Source organism: Acidobacteriota bacterium, assembly GCA_039028635.1.
Classification (GTDB): Bacteria; Acidobacteriota; Thermoanaerobaculia; order Multivoradales; family JBCCEF01; genus JBCCEF01.
Map to the genome: position 1 here is coordinate 23072 of JBCCHV010000044.1, position 22507 is coordinate 45578.

The 22507-nt window shown below is 66.9% G+C and carries 25 protein-coding genes; 14 read left to right on the top strand and 11 right to left on the bottom strand.

Translation table 11 applies throughout. The annotated features are described in order from the left end of the window. Nucleotides 1-2 precede the first annotated feature (2 nt). Both AAF604_17045 and AAF604_17050 read right to left on the bottom strand, forming a co-directional pair. Nucleotides 3-848, bottom strand: a complete 846-nt coding sequence (locus tag AAF604_17045) for a phosphosulfolactate synthase (protein ID MEM7051379.1) — start codon at nt 846-848, stop codon at nt 3-5. 9 nt (nt 849-857) lie between these two features. Continuing rightward, nucleotides 858-2168 (bottom strand): MmgE/PrpD family protein, encoded by a 1311-nt coding sequence (locus AAF604_17050; protein ID MEM7051380.1) that lies wholly within the window; start codon nt 2166-2168, stop codon nt 858-860. A gap of 361 nt (nt 2169-2529) precedes the next feature. Here AAF604_17050 and AAF604_17055 point away from each other — a divergent pair, with 361 nt between their 5' ends. The 3 genes from AAF604_17055 (at nt 2530) to AAF604_17065 (ending at nt 4186) form a co-directional block, all read left to right on the top strand. Continuing rightward, nucleotides 2530-3096: a hypothetical protein gene (locus AAF604_17055; GenBank protein ID MEM7051381.1), complete on the top strand. Its 567-nt coding sequence runs from the start codon at nt 2530-2532 to the stop codon at nt 3094-3096. Nucleotides 3097-3224: 128 nt separating this feature from the next. Further along, a complete protein-coding gene (locus AAF604_17060; protein ID MEM7051382.1) occupies nt 3225-3998 on the top strand; it encodes a fumarylacetoacetate hydrolase family protein in 774 nt (257 codons plus the stop codon). Further along, on the top strand, nt 3995-4186 hold the full coding sequence (locus AAF604_17065; GenBank protein ID MEM7051383.1) for a hypothetical protein: 192 nt from the start codon (nt 3995-3997) through the stop codon (nt 4184-4186). The genes AAF604_17060 and AAF604_17065 overlap by 4 nt, the downstream gene beginning before the upstream one ends. Here the strand turns inward: AAF604_17065 and AAF604_17070 are convergent. Further along, complete coding sequence (locus AAF604_17070) at nt 4162-4362, bottom strand: hypothetical protein (GenBank protein ID MEM7051384.1); 201 nt, start codon at nt 4360-4362, stop codon at nt 4162-4164. The two genes, AAF604_17065 and AAF604_17070, sit on opposite strands and share 25 nt — an antisense overlap. A gap of 23 nt (nt 4363-4385) precedes the next feature. Here AAF604_17070 and AAF604_17075 point away from each other — a divergent pair, with 23 nt between their 5' ends. Further along, the gene (locus tag AAF604_17075) at nt 4386-5132 is read left to right on the top strand and encodes an HAD-IA family hydrolase (protein MEM7051385.1); all 747 of its coding nucleotides are present in this window, start codon (nt 4386-4388) and stop codon (nt 5130-5132) included. On the opposite strand, the gene AAF604_17080 is transcribed toward AAF604_17075, so the two are convergent. From AAF604_17080 to AAF604_17110, 7 genes are all read right to left on the bottom strand, one after another. After that, nucleotides 5095-5325: a hypothetical protein gene (locus AAF604_17080; GenBank protein ID MEM7051386.1), complete on the bottom strand. Its 231-nt coding sequence runs from the start codon at nt 5323-5325 to the stop codon at nt 5095-5097. The genes AAF604_17075 and AAF604_17080 overlap by 38 nt on opposite strands. 87 nt (nt 5326-5412) lie before the next feature. Continuing rightward, complete coding sequence (locus tag AAF604_17085) at nt 5413-5772, bottom strand: cytochrome c (protein ID MEM7051387.1); 360 nt, start codon at nt 5770-5772, stop codon at nt 5413-5415. Then, the gene (locus AAF604_17090) at nt 5769-6107 is read right to left on the bottom strand and encodes a c-type cytochrome (protein ID MEM7051388.1); all 339 of its coding nucleotides are present in this window, start codon (nt 6105-6107) and stop codon (nt 5769-5771) included. Before AAF604_17090 ends, AAF604_17085 begins: the two co-directional genes overlap by 4 nt. Beyond that, on the bottom strand, nt 6104-6847 hold the full coding sequence (locus tag AAF604_17095; GenBank protein ID MEM7051389.1) for an SDR family NAD(P)-dependent oxidoreductase: 744 nt from the start codon (nt 6845-6847) through the stop codon (nt 6104-6106). Before AAF604_17095 ends, AAF604_17090 begins: the two co-directional genes overlap by 4 nt. Beyond that, nucleotides 6844-7212, bottom strand: coding sequence for a phage holin family protein (locus AAF604_17100; protein MEM7051390.1), 369 nt, complete (start codon nt 7210-7212; stop codon nt 6844-6846). Before AAF604_17100 ends, AAF604_17095 begins: the two co-directional genes overlap by 4 nt. Further along, complete coding sequence (locus AAF604_17105) at nt 7209-7682, bottom strand: NUDIX hydrolase (GenBank protein MEM7051391.1); 474 nt, start codon at nt 7680-7682, stop codon at nt 7209-7211. Before AAF604_17105 ends, AAF604_17100 begins: the two co-directional genes overlap by 4 nt. A 50-nt stretch (nt 7683-7732) precedes the next feature. Then, a complete protein-coding gene (locus AAF604_17110) occupies nt 7733-8314 on the bottom strand; it encodes a YqgE/AlgH family protein (protein ID MEM7051392.1) in 582 nt (193 codons plus the stop codon). 304 nt (nt 8315-8618) lie between these two features. Here AAF604_17110 and acnA point away from each other — a divergent pair, with 304 nt between their 5' ends. The 5 genes from acnA (at nt 8619) to cysS (ending at nt 15974) form a co-directional block, all read left to right on the top strand. Beyond that, a complete protein-coding gene (gene acnA / locus AAF604_17115) occupies nt 8619-11387 on the top strand; it encodes an aconitate hydratase AcnA (protein MEM7051393.1) in 2769 nt (922 codons plus the stop codon). A 481-nt stretch (nt 11388-11868) separates the two neighbouring features. After that, nucleotides 11869-12237, top strand: a complete 369-nt coding sequence (queD, locus tag AAF604_17120) for a 6-carboxytetrahydropterin synthase QueD (protein MEM7051394.1) — start codon at nt 11869-11871, stop codon at nt 12235-12237. Further along, nucleotides 12234-12944 carry a radical SAM protein gene (locus AAF604_17125; GenBank protein MEM7051395.1) on the top strand — a complete coding sequence of 237 codons (711 nt, stop codon included), beginning with the start codon at nt 12234-12236 and terminating at the stop codon, nt 12942-12944. The genes queD and AAF604_17125 overlap by 4 nt, the downstream gene beginning before the upstream one ends. 203 nt (nt 12945-13147) lie before the next feature. Beyond that, complete coding sequence (locus AAF604_17130; protein MEM7051396.1) at nt 13148-14419, top strand: citrate synthase; 1272 nt, start codon at nt 13148-13150, stop codon at nt 14417-14419. A 22-nt stretch (nt 14420-14441) separates the two neighbouring features. Further along, the gene (gene cysS / locus AAF604_17135) at nt 14442-15974 is read left to right on the top strand and encodes a cysteine--tRNA ligase (protein MEM7051397.1); all 1533 of its coding nucleotides are present in this window, start codon (nt 14442-14444) and stop codon (nt 15972-15974) included. Here the strand turns inward: cysS and AAF604_17140 are convergent. Continuing rightward, a complete protein-coding gene (locus AAF604_17140; protein ID MEM7051398.1) occupies nt 15971-16282 on the bottom strand; it encodes a PGPGW domain-containing protein in 312 nt (103 codons plus the stop codon). The genes cysS and AAF604_17140 overlap by 4 nt on opposite strands. A gap of 127 nt (nt 16283-16409) precedes the next feature. On the opposite strand from AAF604_17140, the gene AAF604_17145 reads away from it, so the two are divergent. The 5 genes from AAF604_17145 to AAF604_17165 all read left to right on the top strand — a co-directional run bounded on the left by AAF604_17145 (nt 16410) and on the right by AAF604_17165 (nt 22507). Then, on the top strand, nt 16410-16925 hold the full coding sequence (locus tag AAF604_17145) for a Fur family transcriptional regulator (protein MEM7051399.1): 516 nt from the start codon (nt 16410-16412) through the stop codon (nt 16923-16925). A gap of 358 nt (nt 16926-17283) precedes the next feature. Beyond that, entirely contained in the window at nt 17284-18288 is a 1005-nt protein-coding gene (locus tag AAF604_17150; GenBank protein MEM7051400.1) for an extracellular solute-binding protein, read from the top strand. 6 nt (nt 18289-18294) lie between these two features. After that, a complete protein-coding gene (locus AAF604_17155) occupies nt 18295-19914 on the top strand; it encodes an iron ABC transporter permease (GenBank protein MEM7051401.1) in 1620 nt (539 codons plus the stop codon). Further along, nucleotides 19911-20954, top strand: coding sequence for an ABC transporter ATP-binding protein (locus AAF604_17160; protein MEM7051402.1), 1044 nt, complete (start codon nt 19911-19913; stop codon nt 20952-20954). Before AAF604_17155 ends, AAF604_17160 begins: the two co-directional genes overlap by 4 nt. Then, nucleotides 20951-22507 (top strand): alkaline phosphatase family protein, encoded by a 1557-nt coding sequence (locus AAF604_17165; protein ID MEM7051403.1) that lies wholly within the window; start codon nt 20951-20953, stop codon nt 22505-22507. Before AAF604_17160 ends, AAF604_17165 begins: the two co-directional genes overlap by 4 nt.

Sequence of the window (22507 nt, forward strand, 5' to 3'; positions counted from 1 at the left end):
GATCAGCGGTGGGTGGTGATGCGTCCGAAGGTGCTCTTGGTGCCCCAGATGCCGCGCCGCAGACACTCGAGCTGCACGATCTGGCTATGGTCGACGAACAGGTTGACGTCGATGCCGTAGTTCTTGATGTACCAAGAGAAGACCTCCGGATCGGCGGCCTCGAACATGACGTTCTCCATGCCGACCTGCTTCATGATCTTGGCAGCGACATCGGTGCGCCATGGGTCGGCGTTCTCGGTGATGCCCTCGCTCTCGATCATGATGATCGAGGCGCCGGCGTTAAGGCAGTCGTTGGCGGTGTCGATCAGGATCTGCGGATCACGGGTGCCTTCGGCTTCGAGCTCGGCCTGGCTGGTGTCACCGCCGGCGCCGAACTGGATACCGATCTCGGGCTTGGGCTTGAGACCGGCTTTCTTGACCTTCTCGATCAAGCGGATCAGATCCGGCGTCGGTAGCTGGATGAAGCCCGTCGAGAGCTCGATCATGTCGAACTCGAGACGCTTGCACTCGTCGATGTAGGCATCGATCTGGGAGGGAGCGCGGGCCAGCACGTTCTCGATCCAGCCGCCGGTCGAGACGTAGACGCCGTGGTCGTGGCAGATGCGGTTGATCTTGCGCACGTAGTCGGCCGGCATCAGGCTGAAGGAGCCGCCGGCGTACTTGTAGCCATCGACGTGCTCCCCCATGCCCTCGAGCAGCTCGCGGGTATAGGTGGGGGTGGTCATGGCGTAGTAGGGACCGCGGATCTCGGTGATCGATTTGTCGCGCGGCTTGTGGTCGCGCTCGTTCATCGGGATATAGGGGAAGGACCGGTTGGCCCAGATCTCGGAGGGTTGCTTGTCAGCCATGGTGGTCTCCTAGGCGTTCAAGTTGCCGAGGATGGCGGCGAAGTCCCGCGCCGGCATCTCCTCGATATGTTGCACCGCCTCGACGATCGCGTGGCGGGTGCGCTCGGAAGTGAAGGGGGTGGCGAGGTCGGTGAATTTGGCGATTACCGTCGGCCAGCTCATCGGCCGGGTGTTGAAGCCCTCGTAGTCGGTCTTGGTGATGCTGTGGACGGTGCCGTCCTCGAGGGTGATCGCGACGTCGGTGCAGACCTCTTCCGGGAAGCGGTCCGTGTAGGCCTGCTTCGGACGCACCGTGAAGCGCTGCAGCAGCGACTGGACATCGTCCCGCGTCACCCGATCGCCTTCGTACTGGGCCGGCAGCACGTTGCCGTCGATCAGCGCCACGCCGACCATGTACTGCAGCGAGTGATCGGCCTCTTCCTTGGTGCGGATGATCGTCTTGTCGCCCTCTTCGCCGCCACCGATGATGTGGAACGCGACGTCGAAGATGTCGATCCCGATGTGCTCGATCTGATCCCAGGTGAAGCCGTGCTCGGCCTGCAGCTCGAGGGCGCCTTCGATCGACGATTGGGAGTGGATCTCGGCGTTGTACTTCTTGATGATCGACTTCTTGACGTTCTCGAGGTCTTCCTGCGCCCAGTCGATGAAGAACTCGCCGGCGATCGACTCCTGGAAGCCCTTGTTGCCTTCGAAGACCTCTTCCGGCCCGGTGATGCCGCGGTAGGCGAGGAAGGCGGCGTGGGTGCCGACGAAGGCGGTGTTGGGGTAGGCCAGGCCCTTCCAGTGGGAGAGGGCGCCGGTGCGGGTACAGCGCAGGGCGTTGTTGCAGGTGCCCGAAATGGCGATCGCGTTGGCCGTTTTCTCGCCGTCGAGGCCGAGGGCGCGGGCGACGCCGGCGGCCGAGGCGTAAGCCCCTTGCACCGTGTGGTCGAAGCCCTTGGCACGCACCGGAGCTTCGTCGCAGAGGCGTCCCTGCACCTGGTACGCGGCAGCCATGGCGGTCAGGAAGTCGTGGCCCGAGGCGTCGGCGTACTCGGCCGCCGCCATCACCGCGCCGAAGTTGTCCGATTGATGGCAGGTCTCGCCCTTGGCGAGATAGCTGTCCATGAAGTCGAGGTAACGGCTGAGGGCGCCGTTGTAGAAAGCCGCTCGATCGGGCGCCGTCTTGCCGCCGCCGATCAAGGTGCAGTGGGGGTTGCCGCCGAAGTCCTCTTGGTGTTGGCGAATCATCCGAATGGGTTCGCCTTCAAGAGCGCCGATGGCGACTCCGAGGGTGTCGAGAATGCGCTTCTTGAGCTCGTCCCGAGCCTCCGGGGACATGGTTCTGTGGTCGCTATTTGCAACGAACCGGCCGAGCTGCCGGACGATCGTATCCGGCAGTCCTGCTCCACTGTGCGTGGTCATCAGGCCTCCATGATCTTGCCTTCGATCGTGCTGTAGATTTGAGAATGATCCGGGAAGGAATCTTCGCCGGCACACCGAGGCGAGCTCGCTGCGCCGTTCGGTTCCCTCGACCGCCGGGCGGCGGTGGATAGCCACAATTCTATGTGCTGCACGCCTCCCTGCACAGGCCTTTCGCCGGACCGCTGGCGGCCGGTTTCCGGCGTCGGCTCTGCAGGCCGTGCTAAGCTCCTCGAACGATTAGGTTTCGTGCGACGCAACCGCTCCCGGAGGAGTAGTCATGGCTCAAGGCCCTTCGATCACCCGACGCATTCTTCTGGCCCTTGCCTTGCTGGCGCTGGTGGCTGGATTGTTCGCTCTGCCGGCCGCGGCGGAGACCTTTACCATCGAGCTGCACAACGGTGAGGTGATGTTCTCCAAGTATCGGCCTCAGGAGTCGAGCTGGAGCAGCGAAGAGGTGCTGCTGTTGACGGACCAGGGCAACTGGGTCGGCTTTCCGAAGGCCGACATCAAGTCCGTCGTCGCCGAGACCGAGGCGCGCGGCTTCGGGCGCGTGATCGACACCACCACGGTGGTGCTCGGTTGGGCCGCCAACGATGCCCCCTTGGAGGAGGACGAGAGCCAGTACTCGGCGGTCGAGCGTTTGCAGCAGCTCCTCGGCGGCCAGGAGCAGGACTACTCGGTACCGCAGTTCGTGTCGCCGTCGCAGGCCGGCCAGGGCGGCATTCCGGCGACCGGCATCACCACCGCGCCGGGAGCGAGCATCGGCTATATCGGCGTGCCGCAGCCGCCCGTTGCGGCGCCTCCGGCGGCGCCCTCTCCGCCCGGCGAGGTCATCAACCCCTAGCTCCTCCGGCCTCCGATGATGCAGAACCCTGCGGGTTCTCGACCGCCCCGCCATCTCACCGATCGGCGGGGCGTTTCCGTTTCTGAGCCGCGCTCGTTACACCACGTTCCCGCCCGGCGACCCTCTTGATGCTCCTCTTTCGTCTCGCGCCCGAGGGCTTCTTCGCTGCCGGTGAATCCGTCGACGACCTGCGAATGCTGTTTTCCGATCCCTACGAGACCCTGCCCGGTGGCTGGGAGCTCGGACGGCGGGTCGATCGGCGAGATGTCCTGCCGCTGTCGCCGGTGCTGCCGGGCAAGATCGTCGGCTTCGGCCGCACCTACCGGCGCCACGCCGAGGAGCTCGGCAACGAGGTGCCGACGGAGCCCTTGATCTTCCTCAAGGCGCCTTCCGCGGTGATCGGTCCGCGGGCCCCGATCGTGCTGCCTGCGCAGAGCGAGAGGGTCGACTTCGAGGGCGAGATCGCTCTGGTGATGCGCCGCCGCCTGCAGCGGGCGACGGCGGAGGAGGCGCTCGACGCGGTGCTCGGAGTGACCTGCGCCTGCGACGTCACGGCCCGTGATCTGCAGCGCCGCGATGCCACCTTCGCGCGCGCCAAGTCCTTCGACAGCTTCTGTCCCCTGGGGCCGGCGATTCGGGTCCGCCCGGACTTCGAGGCGCTCGAGGTGGTGACCCGGATCAACGGCGAGGAGCGTCAGCGGGGGCGGATCGATATGCTTGTCTGGAGCCTGGCCGAGCTGCTCTCCTTCGCCTCCCAAGCCATGACCCTGGAGGCGGGCGATGTGGTGCTGACGGGAACGCCGTCGGGCGTCGGGCCGCTTGCCGATGGCGACGAGCTGGAAGTCGAGGTTTCCCAGGTCGGCACCCTGGTCAGTCCGGTGGAAGCGAGGAGGACCCCATGAGTATGGTCGTCAAGGTAACCATCGCCGTGGTGGTGGCGATGGCGGTCTTCAGCCTGGCGCTTTTCTGGCGCGGCTTTTTCTACCCCCATGCCTTTCTGGTCGCTGTCGCCTGCGGCGCCCTGGCCTATTCGACCCTGCGCGCCGTCGAGCGCCTGGGCAACCTCTACCGCAAACGCGACGATTCCTGATCCTCGGGATCGAGCGGCGCCAAGGGCAGGACGTGTCGCCACCACGGGGCGATGGCGAGGGCCGCGAAGAGCAGCAGGTGGACCGCGCCGGCGAGCGGATGGCCGGTGAAGAGCAGCACCATCCAGAGAGAAATCAGCAGCAGTGCGAGGACCGCTCGGCGGGAGGATTTCGCCATGCAGGCAGGCTAGCATAGGGCCCGTGAGCGCCTTCGAGCAGAGCGGACCGGTACCGCGCGGGATCACTTTCGATGTCACCGGCACGCTGATCCACAGCCCTCGGCGGGCCGAGATCTATGGCAGCGTGCTCGCACGCCACGGCGTCGAGGTCCCTTCCCGGGACGCTCTCGAAGAGGTGCTAGTGCAGGTCTGGCAGGAGCTCGAGTGCCTGGCCGATCCGCGCCGCGATCGCTTCGCGGACCATCCCGGCGGCGCTGGTGGCTGGTGGCGTCGCTACGTGGCGCGGGTCGGGGAGCACCTCGATCACCGGACGCCGATTCCCTTCGCTGCGGCCGAGCTCTTTCACGAGTTCGGTCGCGCCGCGGCCTGGGAGATCTATCCCGAAGTGGTGCCGACTCTCGAAGCCCTGAGTCGTCTCGAGGTGCCGATGGCGGTGGTCAGCAACTGGGATGAGCGCCTTCCGGGGCTGCTGGCGGATCTCGGCCTGGGGCGCTTCTTCGAGGCGATCGTCTACTCCCAGGCGGTGGGATTGGAGAAGCCCAGTCCGGAGATCTTCACTCGCGCCCTCGCCGATCTCGCCGTCGCTCCGGCCGAAGGCCTGCACGTCGGGGATTCGGCGCGCCACGACCTCGAGGGGGCGCTCGCCGCCGGCATGGAGGCACTCCTCCTGCGGCGGCGAGGCGAAGGTGGCGATCTCGGCGATCTGGCGCGCTTGCCGGAGCTCGTCCGAATCACCCGCCGGGCGAATCGGCCGGGGGTTGGTTCGTGATGCCGGCGAGCATCAGCTGAACGATCTCCTTCAGCTCGACACTGTACTGCGCCAGGTGGCGCAGCTCTTCCTCCAGCCGTTCCGTCGACGGGCGCGTCATGGTGGTGCGCGAGCTCGGACGAATCTTGTGGGTCAGCCGGTCGTCGAGGGCCTGGAGGCGAATGATCGCCTGTTTCAGGTGTCGGGGGTCCATGTCGGGGCCTTTCGCGGTCGGTTGAATCGAGGGCGGCGGGAAGGTGCCGGGTTCGAGGTCGAGATCACGGGCGTGAAGTCCTGAAACTCAGAGGTTTGGTTCCGTCGGCGCGTCGCCGATCGCGGGCTCATCCTGTCGGAATCGCCGGGTGAAGTCGATGAGGGCTTCGATCTCCGCCGGCGACAACCGGTTACGGAAAGACGGCATGGTCTTGTAGCCCTCGGCGATTCGGCGATGGGCATCCTGGCGATCACCGCTCAGCAGGGTCGATTCCCGCAGGTCGAGGTTGGGGCGGTCGAGGCGAGGATTGCCCTGCCCCTGGTCGCCGTGACATTGGGCGCAGTAATAGCCGTAGAGAGCCGGCGGGCTGCGGTCCTCGGGCCCGCAAGCGAGGGCGAGAAAGGACCCGGCCGAGAGCAGGAGCAGGGCCGTGGCGGCGGGCTTCACCGGTTGCGGCGCAGCTCCTTGAGGTACTCCATCACCGCCCGCACCTCGTCCCGGCTGAGCTCCGGCGACGGCGGCATCTTGCCGAGGATGCCGTCGCGAATGGCGGATTCGATGGCGACTTCGTCGCTGCCGTAATTCCACGAGTCGTCGAGCAGGTCGGCGTAGGGCTGGCCCATATAGCGCGGCGTGTTGCCGGCGCCGTCGAGACCGTGGCACTCGGCGCAGCGCTTGCGCCACACCTGCTCGCCGAGGGAGCGCTTCGGCAGCAGGTCGCAGGCGGTGAGGCCGACGGCGAGGCCGGTGCTCAGCAACAGGTATCCAGAGGCTCGCTTCATGGTGTCGGCGGAGGTTCCCGGTGGACCTGCGTCGACGTCGCCTGATCGCGTGGGCGGACGACGATCTCGTCGATGTTGACGTGGCTCGGCCGGGTGGCGGCCCAGGCGATGCACTCGGCGACGTCCTCGGCGGTCAGCGGATTCATGCCGGCGTAAACGGCGGCGGCGCGTTCGGCGTCGCCATCGAAGCGCACCAGCGAAAACTCGGTCTCCACCAGCCCAGGATTGACCGCCGTCACCCGCACCGGCTGGCCGAGGAGCTCGAGCCGCAGCGTGCCGGTGAGAGCGCGCAGGGCGTGCTTGGCGGCGGTGTAGCCGGCGCCACCGGGGTAGACCTCGAAGCCCGCCGTCGAGCCGACATTGACGATCTGACCGTCGCCCGAGGCCACCAGCTTGGGAAGCAGCTGGCGGGTCATGGCGAGGGTGCCGAGGACGTTGGTGCGGTACATCCACTCCCAACGCTCGTCGGAGGCCGATTCGACGGCGTCGAGACCCCAGGCGCCGCCGGCGTTGTTGACCAGCAGGTGAACCTCCTCGAGGTGGGCGCAGAAGGCGGCAACGCTCGCCGCGTCGGTGACGTCGAGGGGGTGGCAGCGCGCTCCGATGGCGCTGGCGGTGTCTTCCAGGGGCTGCTGGCGGCGGGCGCCGAGGACGACCTCGAAGCCGGCTCGGCGGAGCGCTCCAGCGGTCGCGGCTCCGATGCCCGAGCTGGCACCGGTGACGATGGCGGTTTTGCTCACGAAGGACCTCCAGCGCCGCTCTTCTTTCGGCTCCAGCCGCGGATCAGCGCATTCACCACCGCCAGCACCGCACCGCCGAGGATCGCCGGCAGCCAACCGGCGACCTCGAAGCCTGGAACCAGCCAGGCGGCAAGGCGCAGCAGAAGACCGTTGATCACGAGATAGAAAAGGCCCAGCGTGACGATCAGCAGCGGCAGCGAGAAGAGCGTCAGGAAGGGCTTGACCAGACAGTTGAGCAGACCGATGGCGAGGCCGGCGAAGAGCAGCGTCGGCAGGTCGCCCTGGTGGCCGATGCCGGGCACCAGATGGGCGATCAGATAGAGGGCGAGGCCGTTGAGGGCGATTTGGAGGACGATGCGGGTCACGAAGCGGCCTCGGCGAGATGCTCGCGCCAGCGGTCGATGCCGGCGCAGGCGACGCTGCGCTCGTTGTCGAAGGTCAGCCGCTCGATGCCCTCTTGCCACGGAAACCAGGCGGCGCCGGAGACCTCCTCGGGATCGAAGTTGGCGGTCGAGCCGCCGATGAACTCGAGCAGGAAGTAGTCGACCCGCTTGAGGACTTCGCGGCGTCGGTGAGGGAAACGGTACTCGATATGGGGCAGCGGAGCGATCACGCGCCCCTCGATGCCGGTCTCTTCGAGCACTTCCCGGAGGGCCGTCTGCTCGAGCGTCTCGCCCTTCTCGATATGACCCTTGGGGAGCTGCCAACGGCGGCCGTCTTGCAGCGAGATGAGGAGGATCTCCTGCTCGCGAACCACCAGGCCTCCCGCGGAGTGTTCATGGCGCAGCTTGCCCTTCTTGCCGGCACGCTGCCTTTTTTTCTTTTTCTTCGTCATCGCTCGCTGCGGCCCGGCGGGCTGCCGGCGGTCCTCATGCGGGGGCCGGCTCAATTGGCGGTGTCACCGTCGGCCGGCTGGGACCAAGCGAGTCGAGCCGGATCGACCCCGGCGGCGCGCACCGCCTCCTCCCACATGGTTTCGGGCTCGTCGCTGAAAACGAAATCCGGCGGCAGCGGTGTGGTCAGCCAGTCGTTGCGCTGAATCTCCGAGATCAATTGTCCATCGTCCCAGCCGGCGTAGCCGAGGAACAACCGCAGATCGCTCGGCGGTGTCTTGGCGAGGAGGTCGAGCACTTCGAGGTGTTGGGTCAGGGAGAGACCCGCCGCCAGCTCGCGGCTGGCTTCTGGGGGGCCGAGCGGCTGACCGCCGTAGAGGACGGTCCCGAGCTGCTGCTGCACCGGACCACCGAAATGGGCGAGACTCGCCGAGTCGCCCTGCCAGGCGAGCTCCAGGCCCTTGAGGATCTCGCGCACTTGGAGCGGCGCGACGCGATTCAACACCAAGCCGAAGCTGCCTTCCTCGGTGTGCTCGATGAGCAGCACCACGGAGCGCAGAAAGTCCGGATCCCGCACCTGCGGCATCGCGATCAGGAGAACCGGAGGCGTGAGCTCGAAGCGGTCTTGCGACATTGGTGCGATTCTAACCCGGTGGCCGGTCCGATCTGCCTTTTCCGCCGCGTCGCGGCTTGTTCTACAATGGAGACTGGAGTCGGATTGCTTGTCGCGCTTACCCTGGCCCGACCAGCCCGCCTCGCAGTTCTGTCCCCCGCACCATCCCGGGGGCCGGAGCCACGGCGGGGTTTCTCCGATTTCGCTACGCTGTTTATCCGCCGGTGAGCCCTGGACCCGCGAGTCTGTTTGGTCGTCCCGTTCGGCGGGACCGGGCAGCGCCGTCTGTCGCCGGCATTGAATTTCTTGCAGGAGAAAGCGAGCTATGGCCGATACCTTCGGAACCCACGGATCCTTCACGGTCGACGGTGAGAGCTTCGCCATCGCCCGGCTGCCGGCACTGGAGGATCGCGGGCGGTCGATCGCGCGCCTCCCCTATGCCCTCAAGATCCTCCTCGAGAACTTGCTGCGCCGCGAAGACGGCCTGGTGGTGACGATCGACGATATCGAGGCGCTGATCGACTGGCAGCCGCAGGCGGTGCCGTCTCAGGAGATCGCCTTCATGCCGTCGCGGGTGCTGCTGCAGGACTTCACCGGCGTGCCGGCGGTAGTCGACTTGGCGGCGATGCGCGATGCCATGAACGAGCTCGGCGGCAGTCCGACGAAGATCAATCCGATGCAGCCGGTCGAGCTGGTGATCGATCACTCGGTGCAGGTCGACGAGTACGGCAAGGCGGCGGCGCTGCTGATCAACTCCGAGAAAGAGTTCGAGCGCAACCGCGAGCGCTACGCCTTCCTGCGCTGGGGGCAGCAGGCCTTCGACAACTTCAAGGTGGTGCCGCCGGAGACCGGCATCGTGCACCAGGTCAACCTCGAGTACCTGGCCCGGGGCGTGATGGTGTCGCCGCGGGACGCTGCTTCCGGGAGGCTTCCCTTCGCTTTCCCGGACACCCTCGTCGGCACCGATTCCCACACCACCATGATCAACGGTATCGGCGTTCTCGGCTGGGGCGTCGGCGGCATCGAAGCGGAGGCGGCGATGCTCGGCCAGCCGATCTCGATGCTGATTCCGCAGGTCGTCGGCTTCCGCCTCGAGGGTCGCCTGCCGGAAGGTGCAACGGCCACCGATCTGGTGCTGATGGTCACCGAGAAGCTGCGCGCCAAGGGGGTGGTGGGCAAGTTCGTCGAATTCTTCGGTCCTGGCCTTACTCAGCTGGCGCTGGCGGACCGCGCCACCATCAGCAATATGGCCCCCGAGTACGGTGCCACCTGCGGCCTGTTCCCGGTGGACGACGTCGCCATCGAGTACCTACGTTTCACCGGCCGCTCCGAGAGCCAGGTCCGTCTGGTCGAGACCTACTACAAGGAACAGGGCATGTTCCACACGGCCGCCACCCCGGATGCCGAGTACAGCGACACGCTGGGCCTCGATCTGAGCACCGTCGAGCCATCCCTGGCGGGCCCCAAGCGGCCGCAGGACCGCATCTACCTCGGGGCCGTCAAGAAGTCCTTCGAGGATGGCCTCGGCAATCTGCGGGGAGTTGCCAAGGGCGGCGGTGGCCGCGTCGCGGCGGCCGCTGGCGGCGGCGGGACGGCCGTCGCCGAACCGGTGGTGTCGGACGACGGCTCGGTCTTCGTCACCCGCGGCGAAGAAGAGATCGTGCTCGATCACGGATCGATCGTGATCGCCGCGATCACGAGCTGCACCAACACCTCGAACCCTTCGGTGATGGTGGCCGCCGGATTGGTGGCGAAGAATGCCGTCGAACGGGGACTCGAGGTCAAGCCGTGGGTCAAGACCAGCTTGGCGCCGGGGTCCAAGGTGGTGACCCGCTATCTCGCCGAAGCCGGCCTCACGCCCTTTCTCGAAGCCTTGAAGTTCCACACGGTGGGCTATGGCTGCACCACCTGCATCGGCAACAGTGGTCCCCTCGACGGGGAGATCTCGGCCGGCATCCACGCCGGTGGATTGGTCTGTGCCTCGGTGCTGTCGGGCAACCGCAACTTCGAAGGTCGCATCAGTCCCGACGTGCGCGCCAACTACTTGGCCTCGCCGCCCCTGGTGGTGGCCTACGCTCTGGCCGGCCGCATCGACATCGATCTCTACAACGAGCCCCTCGGGACCGATCGCGACGGTAACGATGTCTATCTCAAAGAGCTCTGGCCGAGCCAGGAGGAGATTCGCACCACCGTCGGCAGGGCCTTGCGGGCGGAAATGTTCGAGAGCGAGTACAGCAGTGTCTTCGCCGGGGACGAACGCTGGCGGGCGCTGCCGGTGCCGGAGGGTGAGACCTACGCCTGGGACGACGACTCCACCTACGTCAAGCTGCCGCCGTTTTTTGCCGGCATGGGAGTCGAGCCGCCGATGGTCGAGGACATCCACGATGCTCGCGTGTTGGCACTCCTCGGCGACAGCATCACCACCGATCACATCTCGCCGGCCGGCGCCATCAAGGCCGACAGCCCGGCGGGCAAATACCTGGTCGAGCGCGGCGTGACGCCCAAGGACTTCAACTCCTACGGCTCCCGCCGCGGCAACCACGAAGTGATGATGCGCGGCACCTTCGCCAACATCCGTCTGCGCAACAAGCTGGTGCCGGAGATCGAGGGCGGCTGGACCCTCCACCTGCCGGACGGCGAACCGATGACCATCTTCGATGCCTCGATGAAGTATCAAGACGCCGGCGTCGCTTCTATCGTGCTCGCCGGTCGAGAGTACGGCACCGGCTCCTCCCGCGACTGGGCCGCCAAAGGGCCTCGGCTCCTCGGCGTGCGCGCCGTCATCGCCGCCAGCTACGAGCGCATCCACCGCAGCAACCTGGTCGGCATGGGCATCGCCCCTCTCGAGTTCGTCGATGGCCAGGATGCCGAAGCCCTGGGCCTCAACGGCCACGAGGTCTACGACATCGATGGCCTCGCCGCCGGTGTCGCCGCCAGCTTCGCCAACGGTCGCCGGGTCCAGGTCACCGCCCGCCGCGACAACGGCGAAACCGTCGAGTTCGAAGCCAAAGTGCGCCTCGACACACCGCAGGAGGTGTTGTACTACCAGCACGGCGGCATCCTGCATTACGTCCTGCGTCAGCTCAGGGGGTAGGGCAAGGAGTGACTGCCCGAGGCGGCGCCGTGTGGGCGCCGAGGACGAGGGTAAAGGCGCACGACATGTGCGTCGCCGGGCCGCGCAGGCCTGAGGTGGGCGCCTAGCCCCCTCTGAAGCTGTTGGAGAGAAACGCTGCCGTCTGCTAGTGGAGCAGGCGGCATCCGAGGGCGCAGCCCGAGGCGGCGCCTTGGGCGCCGAGGACGGGGGTGAAGGCGCACGACATGTGCGTGCGCCTGAGGGGGGCGCCTAGCCCCCCTGGAAGAACTAGCCCCCCAATGGAAAAAGCCCCGCGGCGAAGAGGGGATCGGCGCGGGGGAGGAGAGGGAGCTTTTTTTGTGGGCTGGAGCCGGGGAGGCTCCGGTTGGGCGGGTCGTTGAGCTCCCGACGGCCCGCGTCGAGGAAGAGAACACGCAGTGCCGGCGGAAGATTCCGGAAAGGGACGAGAATCGTCGGGGCGAGGCGACGCGGTCGAGAGCACATGTATACCGTTTTCAAAGACTTCACCTTCGCGGCGGCGCACTTCATCGTGGGGCACCAGGGCGGCTGTGAAAACCTCCACGGTCACAACTACCGGGTGCGGGTCTTCGCCGCCGCCGAGAGCCTCGACGAGCTCGGCATGGTGGTCGATTTCGCCAACCTCAAGGCGGTCATGGCGCAGGTGCTCGATCCCTTCGATCACCGGGTGATCAACGACATCCCACCCTTCGACCAACGCAGCACCACCGCGGAGAGCCTGGCGTCCTTTGTTCACGGCGAGGTGGCTCGGCGGCTGAGCGACGATCGGGTGACCATTCCGCGGGTGGAGGTGTGGGAGAACGACACCTCCTGCGCCATCTACGAGCCATGACCACCACCTCGGCCCAGCGGCCGGTCTCCGAAGTGAGGCGGTTGCCAGCGACGCAGCGGCTGCGGATTCACGAGATCTTCTACTCGCTGCAGGGTGAGTCGACGGCCATCGGTCGGCCTTGCGTCCTGGTGCGCTTGACCGGTTGTCAGATGCGCTGCCGCTGGTGCGACACGGAGTACGCCTTCTACGAAGGGGATTGGCGCTCCCTCGACGACGTGCTGAAGGAGGTCGAAGGCTATGGCTGCCCGCTGGTCGAGGTCACCGGCGGCGAGCCCCTCCTGCAGCGCGGCGCCCGTCCCCTGATGACGGCCCTCTGCGATCGCGGCTACGAAGTGCTGCTCGAGACCGGCGGCGGCGTCGACATCAGCGATGTCGACCCGCGGGTGCGACGGATCGTCGACGTCAAGTGCCCGGGCAGCGGTGAGGCCGAGAATAACCACTGGCCCAACCTCGATCTTCTGACGGCGCGCGACGAGATCAAGATGGTGATCTGCGACGAAGCCGACTACCTCTGGGCGCGGGATCTGCTGCGTCGTCTCGAGGGCCGCGGCCGCCTGGCCGAGATCGGGGCGGTTCACCTGTCTCCGGTGCACGGCGAGCTCGACGCCCCCGCCCTCGCCGAGTGGATCTTGCGGGACCGCCTGCCGGTGCGTCTCGCGCTGCAGCTCCACAAGCTTCTCTGGGGAGCGGACCAGCGCGGCGTATAGGTCCCGCCGGGGCCTGATCGAGGCTCCGAAATCGTCGGTCTTTCGTGGCCCTTGGTGGTTTGCCGCTGTGCGGCGAAAGGTCCTTGCGCGGTTCCTGGAAGACCCGATACAATCGCGTTCCGAAGCCTTGCCCGAGGAGTTTGCTCCTTCACCTGCTTTCTTGACTTCGCTCACCGCAGCGCAGTTTGATTTTCGGAGTTGTTATGAGTACAGCCAAACTGACTTTGGACGATCGGCAGTTCGACTTGCCCGTCACCTCGGGTTCGGAAGGGGAAGTGGCGGTCGACATCGCCAAGCTGCGCTCTTCCACCGGTGGGGTGATCACCCTCGATCCCGGATACGGCAATACCGGTTCCTGCGAGAGCGCCATCACCTTCATCGACGGTGAGAAGGGCATCCTGCGCTACCGCGGCTATCCGATCGAGCAGATCGCCGAGAAGGCCGATTTCCTCGAGGTCAGCTATCTGCTGATCTACGGTGAGCTGCCGAACCAGGAGGAGTACGACGCCTTCCGCCACAAGCTGACGTACCACAGCTTGCTGCACGAGGACATGAAGAAGTTCTTCGAGGGCTATCCGCCGACGGCCCATCCGATGGCGATCCTGTCCTCGATGGTGGCCTCCCTGTCGGCCTACTACCCGGAGGGCGAGGACGAGAGCGACGACACCAATATCGTGCGCCTGCTCGCCAAGGCCCACACCATCGCCGCCTTCTCCTACAAGAAGACCATCGGCCATCCCTTCATGTATCCGCAGAATCACCTCGATTACTGCTCGAACTTCTTGTACATGATGTTCGGCGTGCCGGCGGAGCCCTATGTGGTGCCGGAGGTGTTGCGTGAGGCCCTCAACCTGCTGCTGATTCTGCATGCCGATCACGAGCAGAACTGCAGCACCTCGACGGTGCGCATGGTGGGTAGCAGCGAAGCCAATCTGTTCGCTTCGATCGCCGCCGGAGTGAGCGCCCTCTGGGGGCCGCGCCACGGGGGCGCCAACCAGAAGGTGATCGAGATGCTGGAGCAGATCCAGCGCGATGGCAGCAACTACCGCAAGTACGTCGATCGGGCCAAGGACAAGCGGGACGAGTTCCGCCTGATGGGCTTCGGCCATCGGGTGTACAAGAATTTCGATCCCCGGGCACGCATCCTCAAGGCCACCGCCGCCAAGGTGCTCGGTGAGCTCGGTGTGGTCGATCCGTTGCTCGAGATCGCCAAGAACCTCGAGGAGGTGGCGCTCCACGACCCCTACTTCGTCGAGAAGAAGCTCTACCCCAATGTCGACTTCTACAGCGGCATCATCTACCGGGCGATGGGTATTCCGACGAACATGTTCACGGTGATGTTCGCCCTCGGCCGTCTGCCGGGGTGGATTGCCCACTGGCGCGAGATGCGGTCGGCGCCCTACAAGATCAACCGACCGCGGCAGATCTATACCGGCGAGACGGAACGCCCCTACGTGGCCCTCGCCAAGCGCTGAGCGCTGCCCGGAGACCGTCGCCGTGCTCGATCGTCCACTCCAGCTCTTCAACAGTCTCGGACGCGAGCTCCAGGAGTTCAATCCGGTGGTACCGGGGCGGGTGGGGCTGTACACCTGCGGCCTGACGGTCTACAACTACGCCCACATCGGTAACCTGCGGGCCTATCTCTTCACCGATACGCTGCGCCGGGTGCTGCAGTGGAAGGGCTACGACGTCAACCACGTGATGAACATCACCGACGTCGGCCACCTGACGTCCGACGCCGACGAGGGCGACGACAAGATGGAGCTGGCGGCGGAGCGCCGCGGCAAGACCGTCTGGGAGCTGGCGGAGTTCTACACCGGGGCGTTCGAGAAGGATCTCGTAGCCCTCAACATCCTCGCGCCCTCGGTGTGGTGCAAGGCGACGGATCACATCCAGGAGATGATCGCCTTCGCCCGCCGCATCGAGGACAACGGCTTCGGTTACCAGCTCGAGGACGGTCTCTATCTCGACACCTCCCGGGTGAGCGACTACGGTGCTCTCGCCCAACTCGACCTCGAGGGGCAGCAGGAAGGGGCCCGGGTCGAGACCAAGGAAGGCAAACGCCAGGCCTCCGACTTCGTGGTGTGGCGACGGTCGCCGGAGGACTCGAAGCGGCTGATGGAGTGGCACAGCCCGTGGGGTGTCGGGGCGCCTGGCTGGCATCTCGAGTGCTCGGTGATGAGCATCAAGTACCTCGGTCACCACTTCGACATCCACACCGGTGGCATCGATCACCGGCAAGTGCATCACTGCAATGAGATCGCCCAGAACGAGGCTTTCCTCGGTCGCGGTTGCTCGGCGGTCAACTACTGGATGCACAACGAGTTCCTCACCTTCGGTGAAGAGGCCGAAAAGATGTCGAAGTCGACCGGCCGCTTTCTGCGCCTGGCGACCCTGGTCGACTGGGGTATTCATCCCCTGGCCTACCGGCACTTCGTGTTGATGGCGACCTATCGCCGGCCGCTGGAGTTCTCCTTCGAGGCCCTGGTGGCGGCGAAGAACGGTCTCGCCCGCACTCTGCGGCGCGTCGCCGCCATCCGGGAGGAGGCCGGCGAAGTGGCCGGCCTCGAGCTCGCCGCCGAGGTGCGCTTCACCCAGGGCGGGCCGCTGAGCTACTTGCTCGAGCAGTGGATCGAGCCTCTGAGCGAAGCCGCTCGCGGCTACGTCGAGCGCCTCGACGAGTCGGTGTCGCGGGACCTCAACACGCCGCAGGCGCTGGCCCACCTCGGCGAGCTGCTGGCCGACGACGCCCTGGAGCCGGCCGATGTGCTGCGCCTGGTGGCGATCTACGAGCAGGTGCTGGGCCTCGGCCTGCTGACCACCGCCGCCGCCGATCTCAATTTGCGACCGGCGGCCGCCAGCCTCGCATCGTCCGAGGTCGACGCTCTCTTGGTGGAGCGCCAGGAGGCGCGCGCCAGCCGTGACTTCGCGCGTGCCGACGAGGTGCGAGATCAGCTTCAGGCCGAGGGCGTGTTGATCCACGATTCGCGCGACGGCACCACCTGGGAGTGGAGCCCGCGGTCGGATTAGTCCTTCCGCCGGAAGCGGCGGTACAGCTTGTGGCGCAGCCGTTCCATGCGCTCCTGCATCGCCGGCCAGCGCTGCAGTCCGCGGCGGATCCAGCGATGGATGGTGCGACTGACCACCGAGAGCAGGGCCAGCCCTGCGGCGATGGTGAGGACACCTTGAATCCCCGGTAGCACGAGGCCGGCGATGCCCACGATCACCAGGGCCCAGCCGGCGGTGAACAGGACGATCCTCATCCCGGGCGCGATCTCGCTGCCCAGCGGGCTTTCCGGTGGATTCGGCTCCGGCTCTGGGGGCGTGGTTTCGGCCATGCTGTTCTCGTTCACGCCTCTTTTACGCAGCAACTCGCGGGGTCGGTTGACAAAAGGGACTAAATTGGTCCAGAATCGCTTCACTCTTTTGAGATCGAATCTCAAGAAGGCAGGGGAGTCGAAAATCATGGCCGACGAACGAGAAAGACAGCGATTTCTGTCGGGCCTGCGCCAGCGCGGCATGCGGGTGACATCGGAGCGCTTGGCGCTGTTCGACGAAATCTTCACCCTCCATGGACACATCGATGCCGAGCATCTGGTCAAGACTCTGAAGGCCCGCGGCGCCAAGATCTCGCGCGCCACGGTGTACCGCAATCTCGAATTGCTGGTGGATTTCGGCTTGGTGCATCGTCATCGCCTCGGAAGAAATCGCTTTCTCTACGAGCACGTCCACGAGGGGTTGCGTCACGACCACCTGGTCTGCGCCGGCTGTGGTCGCGTCGTCGAGTTCGTCAGCCCGGGAATCTCAGCCCTCCAAGGCGAGATCTGCCGCGCCCACGGTTTCGCCGCTTCCCAACATAGCCTGCAGATTACGGGAATGTGCCTCGACTGCGCCGATTCCGGAGATCAACCCCCGAGCCCTCGGCCGGCCGAGGAAGCGCACCATCCTGCGCCGGCCGTCGCCGCCCTCGGGGGTGCCTGAGGAGCTCGATCTCCGCGAGTGACCCGCTGGTCCCGCCCGGGATCAATCTCCTCGCGGTCGGTTCGGCGTGAGATCACTGAAGTCCGCCACGATTTTCGAGTATATACAGGTCGCTCCGCATGCATCGGTACTGCCGCTGGATCTTTGCGTCGCCTGGTCGAGCCGTCATCGCCGACCGTGGCTCGCGCCCGTTCGTTGAGTTGCTCCGAGGTCGCTGCCTGCGGCCGACGAAGGGCTTCTTTTCCGTCTTCCAGTCTCCGGCCTTTCGGCCCGCCACCCGCCGCGGGTGATCGGGCTGATCGCTGGGACTTCCGAGAACCGAGTTACGATGGGCCCGATGGCCCCTGGAGGACTCGCCTTGAGAGCTTTGAGTACCCTGATTGTTTTGATGCTTGCCCTGCTCGCCGGCTGTGCCGGCGAGGCTCCGCCGGAGCCTGTGGTCGAAGAACCGGTGACGGTCTACTCGGGACGCAATGAGAACCTCATCGGCCCGCTGCTCGACCGCTATCGCGAGAGCACCGGTCGCGAGGTCGAGGTGCGTTACGGCAAGACCGCCGAGCTGGCGGCGACCCTGCTCGAGGAGGGTGATGCCTCGCCCGCGGATGTTTTCATCTCGCAGGACGCGGCGGCCCTCGGGGCGGTCGCCGATGCCGGCATGCTCCGGCCCTTGCCGGACACAATCACCGGCCGGATTCCCTCGCGCTTCCAGGCTCCGGACGGGACCTGGGTCGGTCTTTCCGGACGTGCCCGGGCCGTGGTCTACAACACCGACAGCATTCAGCCCGAAGACCTCCCTCAGAGCCTTTCGGAAGTCGCCGATGAGAAGTACCGGGGTAGTTTCGGGATCGCGCCCCTCAACGGTTCCTTCCAGGCCCACATGGCGGTGGTGCGCGCGGTTGAAGGGGAGCCGGTGCTGGCCGAGCTGCTCGCCGGCATCGCCGCCAACGAGCCGCGGCGTTATCCCAAGAACAGCGCCATCGTCGAAGCGGTGATCAACGGCGAGGTGGCCTGGGGGCTGACCAACCACTACTACCTCTGGCGCGCCCTGGCGGAGAATCCCGAGGCGCCGGCGAGGAACTTCTTCATGCCCGACGGCGAGACGTCGTCCTTCGTCAATGTCGCCGGTGTCGGCGTCCTGACGGACAAGTCGGAAGCCGTCGATCTGGTGAACTTCCTGGTTTCGGACGATGCTCAGCGCTACTTCGCCGAGGAGACCTTCGAGTATCCGTTGGTGGCGTCGGTCGATCCGGCGACGGATCTGCCACCGTTGGCCGAGGTGAGCTCGCCGCGGGCCGACTTCGCGGCCGTCGCCGAGGTCTTGCCGGCCACCCTGACGGAAATCCGCGACAGCGGTCTCGAATAGGGGGCGATGACGGTCGAGGCGGTAGAGCCGACGGCGCCGGCGGCCGGGGACATTCCCCGGCGACGGGCACCCCTTTGGCTCGCCGCTCCGGCCGTGCTGACCGCTCTGGCGGTCTCCCTGCCGCTGGTCTATCTCTTCGTGCGCTCGGCCCAGGGCGGGCTCGGGCCGTATCTCGAAACCGTCCTTTCCGAGCGCACCGGCGAGCTGCTGGTGGCGACCTTGGGCCTGGTCGTGGGCACCGTGGCTTTGGCCCTGCTGGTGGCCGTGCCACTGGCCTGGCTGGTGGCGCGCACCGATCTGCCCGGCCGTCGCCTGTGGGCGGTGGCCGGAGCCCTGCCGTTGGTCTTCCCGTCCTACGTTTCGGCATTCGCCCTGGTGGCGGCGCTGGGTCCCCGGGGGTACTTGCAGTCGTTCCTCGGGGTCGAGCGTCTGCCAGAGTTCATCTATGGCTATGGCGGCGCCCTCGTCGCCCTCGGCCTGTTCACCTACCCTTACGTCTACCTGCTGCTGGTGGCTGGATTCCGCCAGCTCGACCCTGCCCTCGAGGAGTCCTCGCGCACCCTCGGCGCCGGTCGTTGGAAGACCTTTTTCCGGGTCATCCTGCCGCAGCTCCAGCCCGCCCTTTTCGGCGGCTCGCTGCTGGTGGTGCTCTACACCCTGTCCGACTTCGGCGCCGTTTCGATCGTGCGCTACGATACCTTCACGCTGTCCATTTACAGTGCCTATCAAGGCCTCTTCGATCGCACCGTCGCCGCTTCGCTGGCGACCGTCCTGGTGACCTTGACGGTTGGATTCATCCTCCTCGAAGCCCTTTTGTTGCGCCGCTTGCGACCTCGTCCGGCCCGCGTTGGTCGGCTTCCGGAGGTGGTTCCACTGGGCCGCTGGCGGCTGCCGGCCCTCGCTTTTGTTGTGCTTTTGAAGGCCGTGACCCTGGGGGTTCCTGGAGTCGTGATCACCCACTGGGCGCTGCGCGCTTTCGACGCCGCGGCCTTCCTCGCGGGCATCGGGCCGGCCGCCCTGGGCTCCCTGTCGGCCTCTCTGACGGCCGCCCTGCTGGCGATGGTTCTGTCGCTACCGCTGGCTTCCTGGGCCTTGCGCTATCCCGGCCTGTGGAGCCGTTTCGCGGAGCGCGCCAGCCATTCCGGCTACGCTCTCCCGGGGATCGTGATCGCCCTCTCCTTGGTGTTCTTCGTCGCTCGCTACCTGCGCCCCGCCTATCAGACTCTGGGGCTGTTGGTGGCGGCCTACGTGATTCGCTTCCTCCCGGAGGCGCTGGTCGCCAGTCGAGCCGCCCTGCAGGCCGTCGGACAGCGTTTCGAAGAAGCTTCCCGCAGCCTCGGACGAGGCCCCTGGCGCACCCTCACCGGTCTCACCGTGCCGCTGGCCCGCAAGGGCGTGCTGGCCGGCGGTGGGTTGGTGTTTCTGACCGCCATGAAAGAGCTTCCGGCGACCCTCATCCTGCGGCCGATCGGCTTTGAAACGCTCGCCACTCGGGTGTGGAGCGCGGCGTCCGAAGGCATCTACTCGCAGGCGGCGGCACCGGCCTTCGCCCTGGTGGCGCTGTCGGCCGTGCCGGTCTATGGCTTGATCATTCGGCCGGCTTTGCAGGGCCGGGAGGTGGCATGACCCCCTGGGTCGAAGTACGTCGTCTGGAGGTGGCCTACGACGGCCAGGTGGCGGTCCGCGGCGTCGATCTCGACATCCCGCGCGATGGCGTGACCGCCCTGCTCGGCCCCTCCGGCTGTGGCAAGACCAGCCTGCTGCGCGCCATCGCCGGATTCGAGCGGCCGGTCGCCGGTTCGGTTCACCTCGGCGGCGAGCCGGTGGTCGCCGCCGGCTGTTGGGTGCCGCCGGAGAAGCGCCGGGTCGCGATGATGTTCCAGGAGGGTGCGCTGTTTCCCCATCTCACGGTGGAGGGCAATGTGCGCTACGGCCTCGAGCGCGGTCCGGCGGCGGCGGAGCGGGCGCGGGAAGTTCTCGAGCTGGTCGGCATGGCGGATCTTCGCGAGCGCTTTCCGGACGAGCTCTCGAGCGGTCAGCAGCAGCGCGTCGCCCTCGCCCGGGCCCTCGCCCCGGGGCCGCGGCTGGTGCTCCTCGACGAGCCCTTTGCCAACCTCGATGCCGCCTTGCGGGCGCAAGTGCGGGAAGAGGTGCGATCGATTTTGCAGGCCGCCGGCGCCACCGCCGTGCTGGTGACCCACGACCAGGAGGAAGCCCTCAGCATGGCGGACCTGGTGGTGGTGATGGAAGGCGGGCGGATCTTGCAGACCGGAGCCCCGCAGGCGGTCTACGATCACCCCGCCTCGCCGGTGGTGGCTCGTTTCCTCGGGGACGGTCAGCTCCTGCCCTGCGAAGTGCGCGCCGGCAGGGCCCGTTCCCTCTTCGGCGAGGTCGGCACCGATGCGCCGGACGGTCCCGGGCTGTTGTTGGTTCGTCCCGAAGACCTTGCGGCGCGGGCCGGGCCGGTGGAGGCGGGCGCCGCCGGGACCGTCGAGCGGCGGCGCTTCTTCGGTCACGATCTAATCGACGAGATTCGCCTCGCCGATAGCGGCGAGCTGGTGCGGGTTCGCTGCCTGACGGTGCCGGGTTACGGTCCCGGATCGCGGGTGGCGCTGACCCTGCGGGATCGCACCTTCCGGGTATTTCCCCCGGCGGCGGACGAGTGAGAACCGGCGCAGTTCTGTCGCTGCTGGCGGCACTGCCGCTTCTCCTGGGTTGTGCCCGCGAGGCACCGCCGGCGCCGCCGATGTTGGTCGTCGGTATCGATGGTGGCGAGTGGAAGGTGATCGAGGAGCTGTGGCGCCAAGGGCGCTTGCCGGTGCTTCGGGACCTCGCCGAGCGCGGGGTCCACGGTCCCCTCGACACCGACTACGCCGCCTCGCCGGTGATCTGGACCACCATCGCCACCGGCCGGCGGCCGCGCGACCACGGCATCACCGACTTCGTCGTGCCCACGCCGCGGGGCGACGTGCCGATCTCCTCGGATCTGCGGCGAGTGCCGGCCCTCTGGAACATGCTGTCGACCACCGGCCGTCGAGTGGCGGTTCTCGGCTGGTGGGTGACCTGGCCGGTGGAGGAAGTCGCCGGCGTCATGCTCAGCGACCGCTCCTTGCTCGGCCTCGACCGCGCCGAGTTTCCCCCCGGCCTCGAGGGGCGCCTGGATCCGGCCCTGGCGGTCCTCGATGGCTCGCCCGGTGGCTTCGACCTCGGGGATCCGGTGCAGCGCCGGGACCGCCTGGTGGCGGAGCTCGCCAAGGATCTGGTGACTCAGCCCTTCGATCTCTGGATGGTCTATTTCCGCAGTGCCGACGTGGTCTCCCACCGCGACTGGAAGTACTTCGAGCCGGAAGCCTTCGAGTCCGTCGACCCGGCCGCCTTGGCGGCCGGCGCCGAGCGCGTGCCGCGGGCCTACGAGGCCATCGACCGCGCCCTCGGCGAATTGCTGGCGGCGGCGCCGCCGGCGACCAATGTCCTGGTGGTCTCGGACCACGGCTTCGTGGCCTCGCCCAAGGAGAAGGCTCAGGTGCTGTTCGACCTCGACGCTGTGCTCGAACGGCTCGGCTACCTGGAGCGCGGCGCCGCCGGGGTCGACTTCGCCCACACCAAGGTCTACTCCTTCAACTCTCCGAAGCACCGCAAGGGCAAGACCGTGCGCTTTTCCCTCGCCGGTCGCGAGGCCGGCGGCGCGGTGCTGCCGCGGCAAAGGGCCGAGGTGCGGGCGGCGCTCGATCGCGACCTGCAGCGGGTCACCTATGACGACGGTGTGCCGGTTTTCTGGATTCGCGATGCGCGGCCAGCGGAACGGCGAGACGGTGCCGACTTCGTGATCGGGGTGTCGAACGACGCCCCCAGCCGCACCCTCTGGCTCGACGGCGAGCCCTTCGAGGGACCGGTCGAGGGCATCACCCGGATCACCGGCACCCACGATCGCCACACCCGCGGCATTTTCCTCGCCGCCGGTCCGGACATCGCTCCCGGTGCCGCGCCGGCGGGGATCGATATTCACGATCTCGCCGGCACCATCCTCTATGGCCTCGGCTTGCCCGCCGGCGAGGACTTCGCCGGCAGCGTTCGCCAGGAGCTCTTCTCGTCGGCTTTCCGGCGCCGCTTTCCGGCGCGTACCGTGACCTCCTGGGGACGACGAACGGCCGGTGAGGTCTCGACCTCCGAGGCAGACGATCGCCTGATCGACGAGCTCGGGGCTCTCGGCTACCTGTGA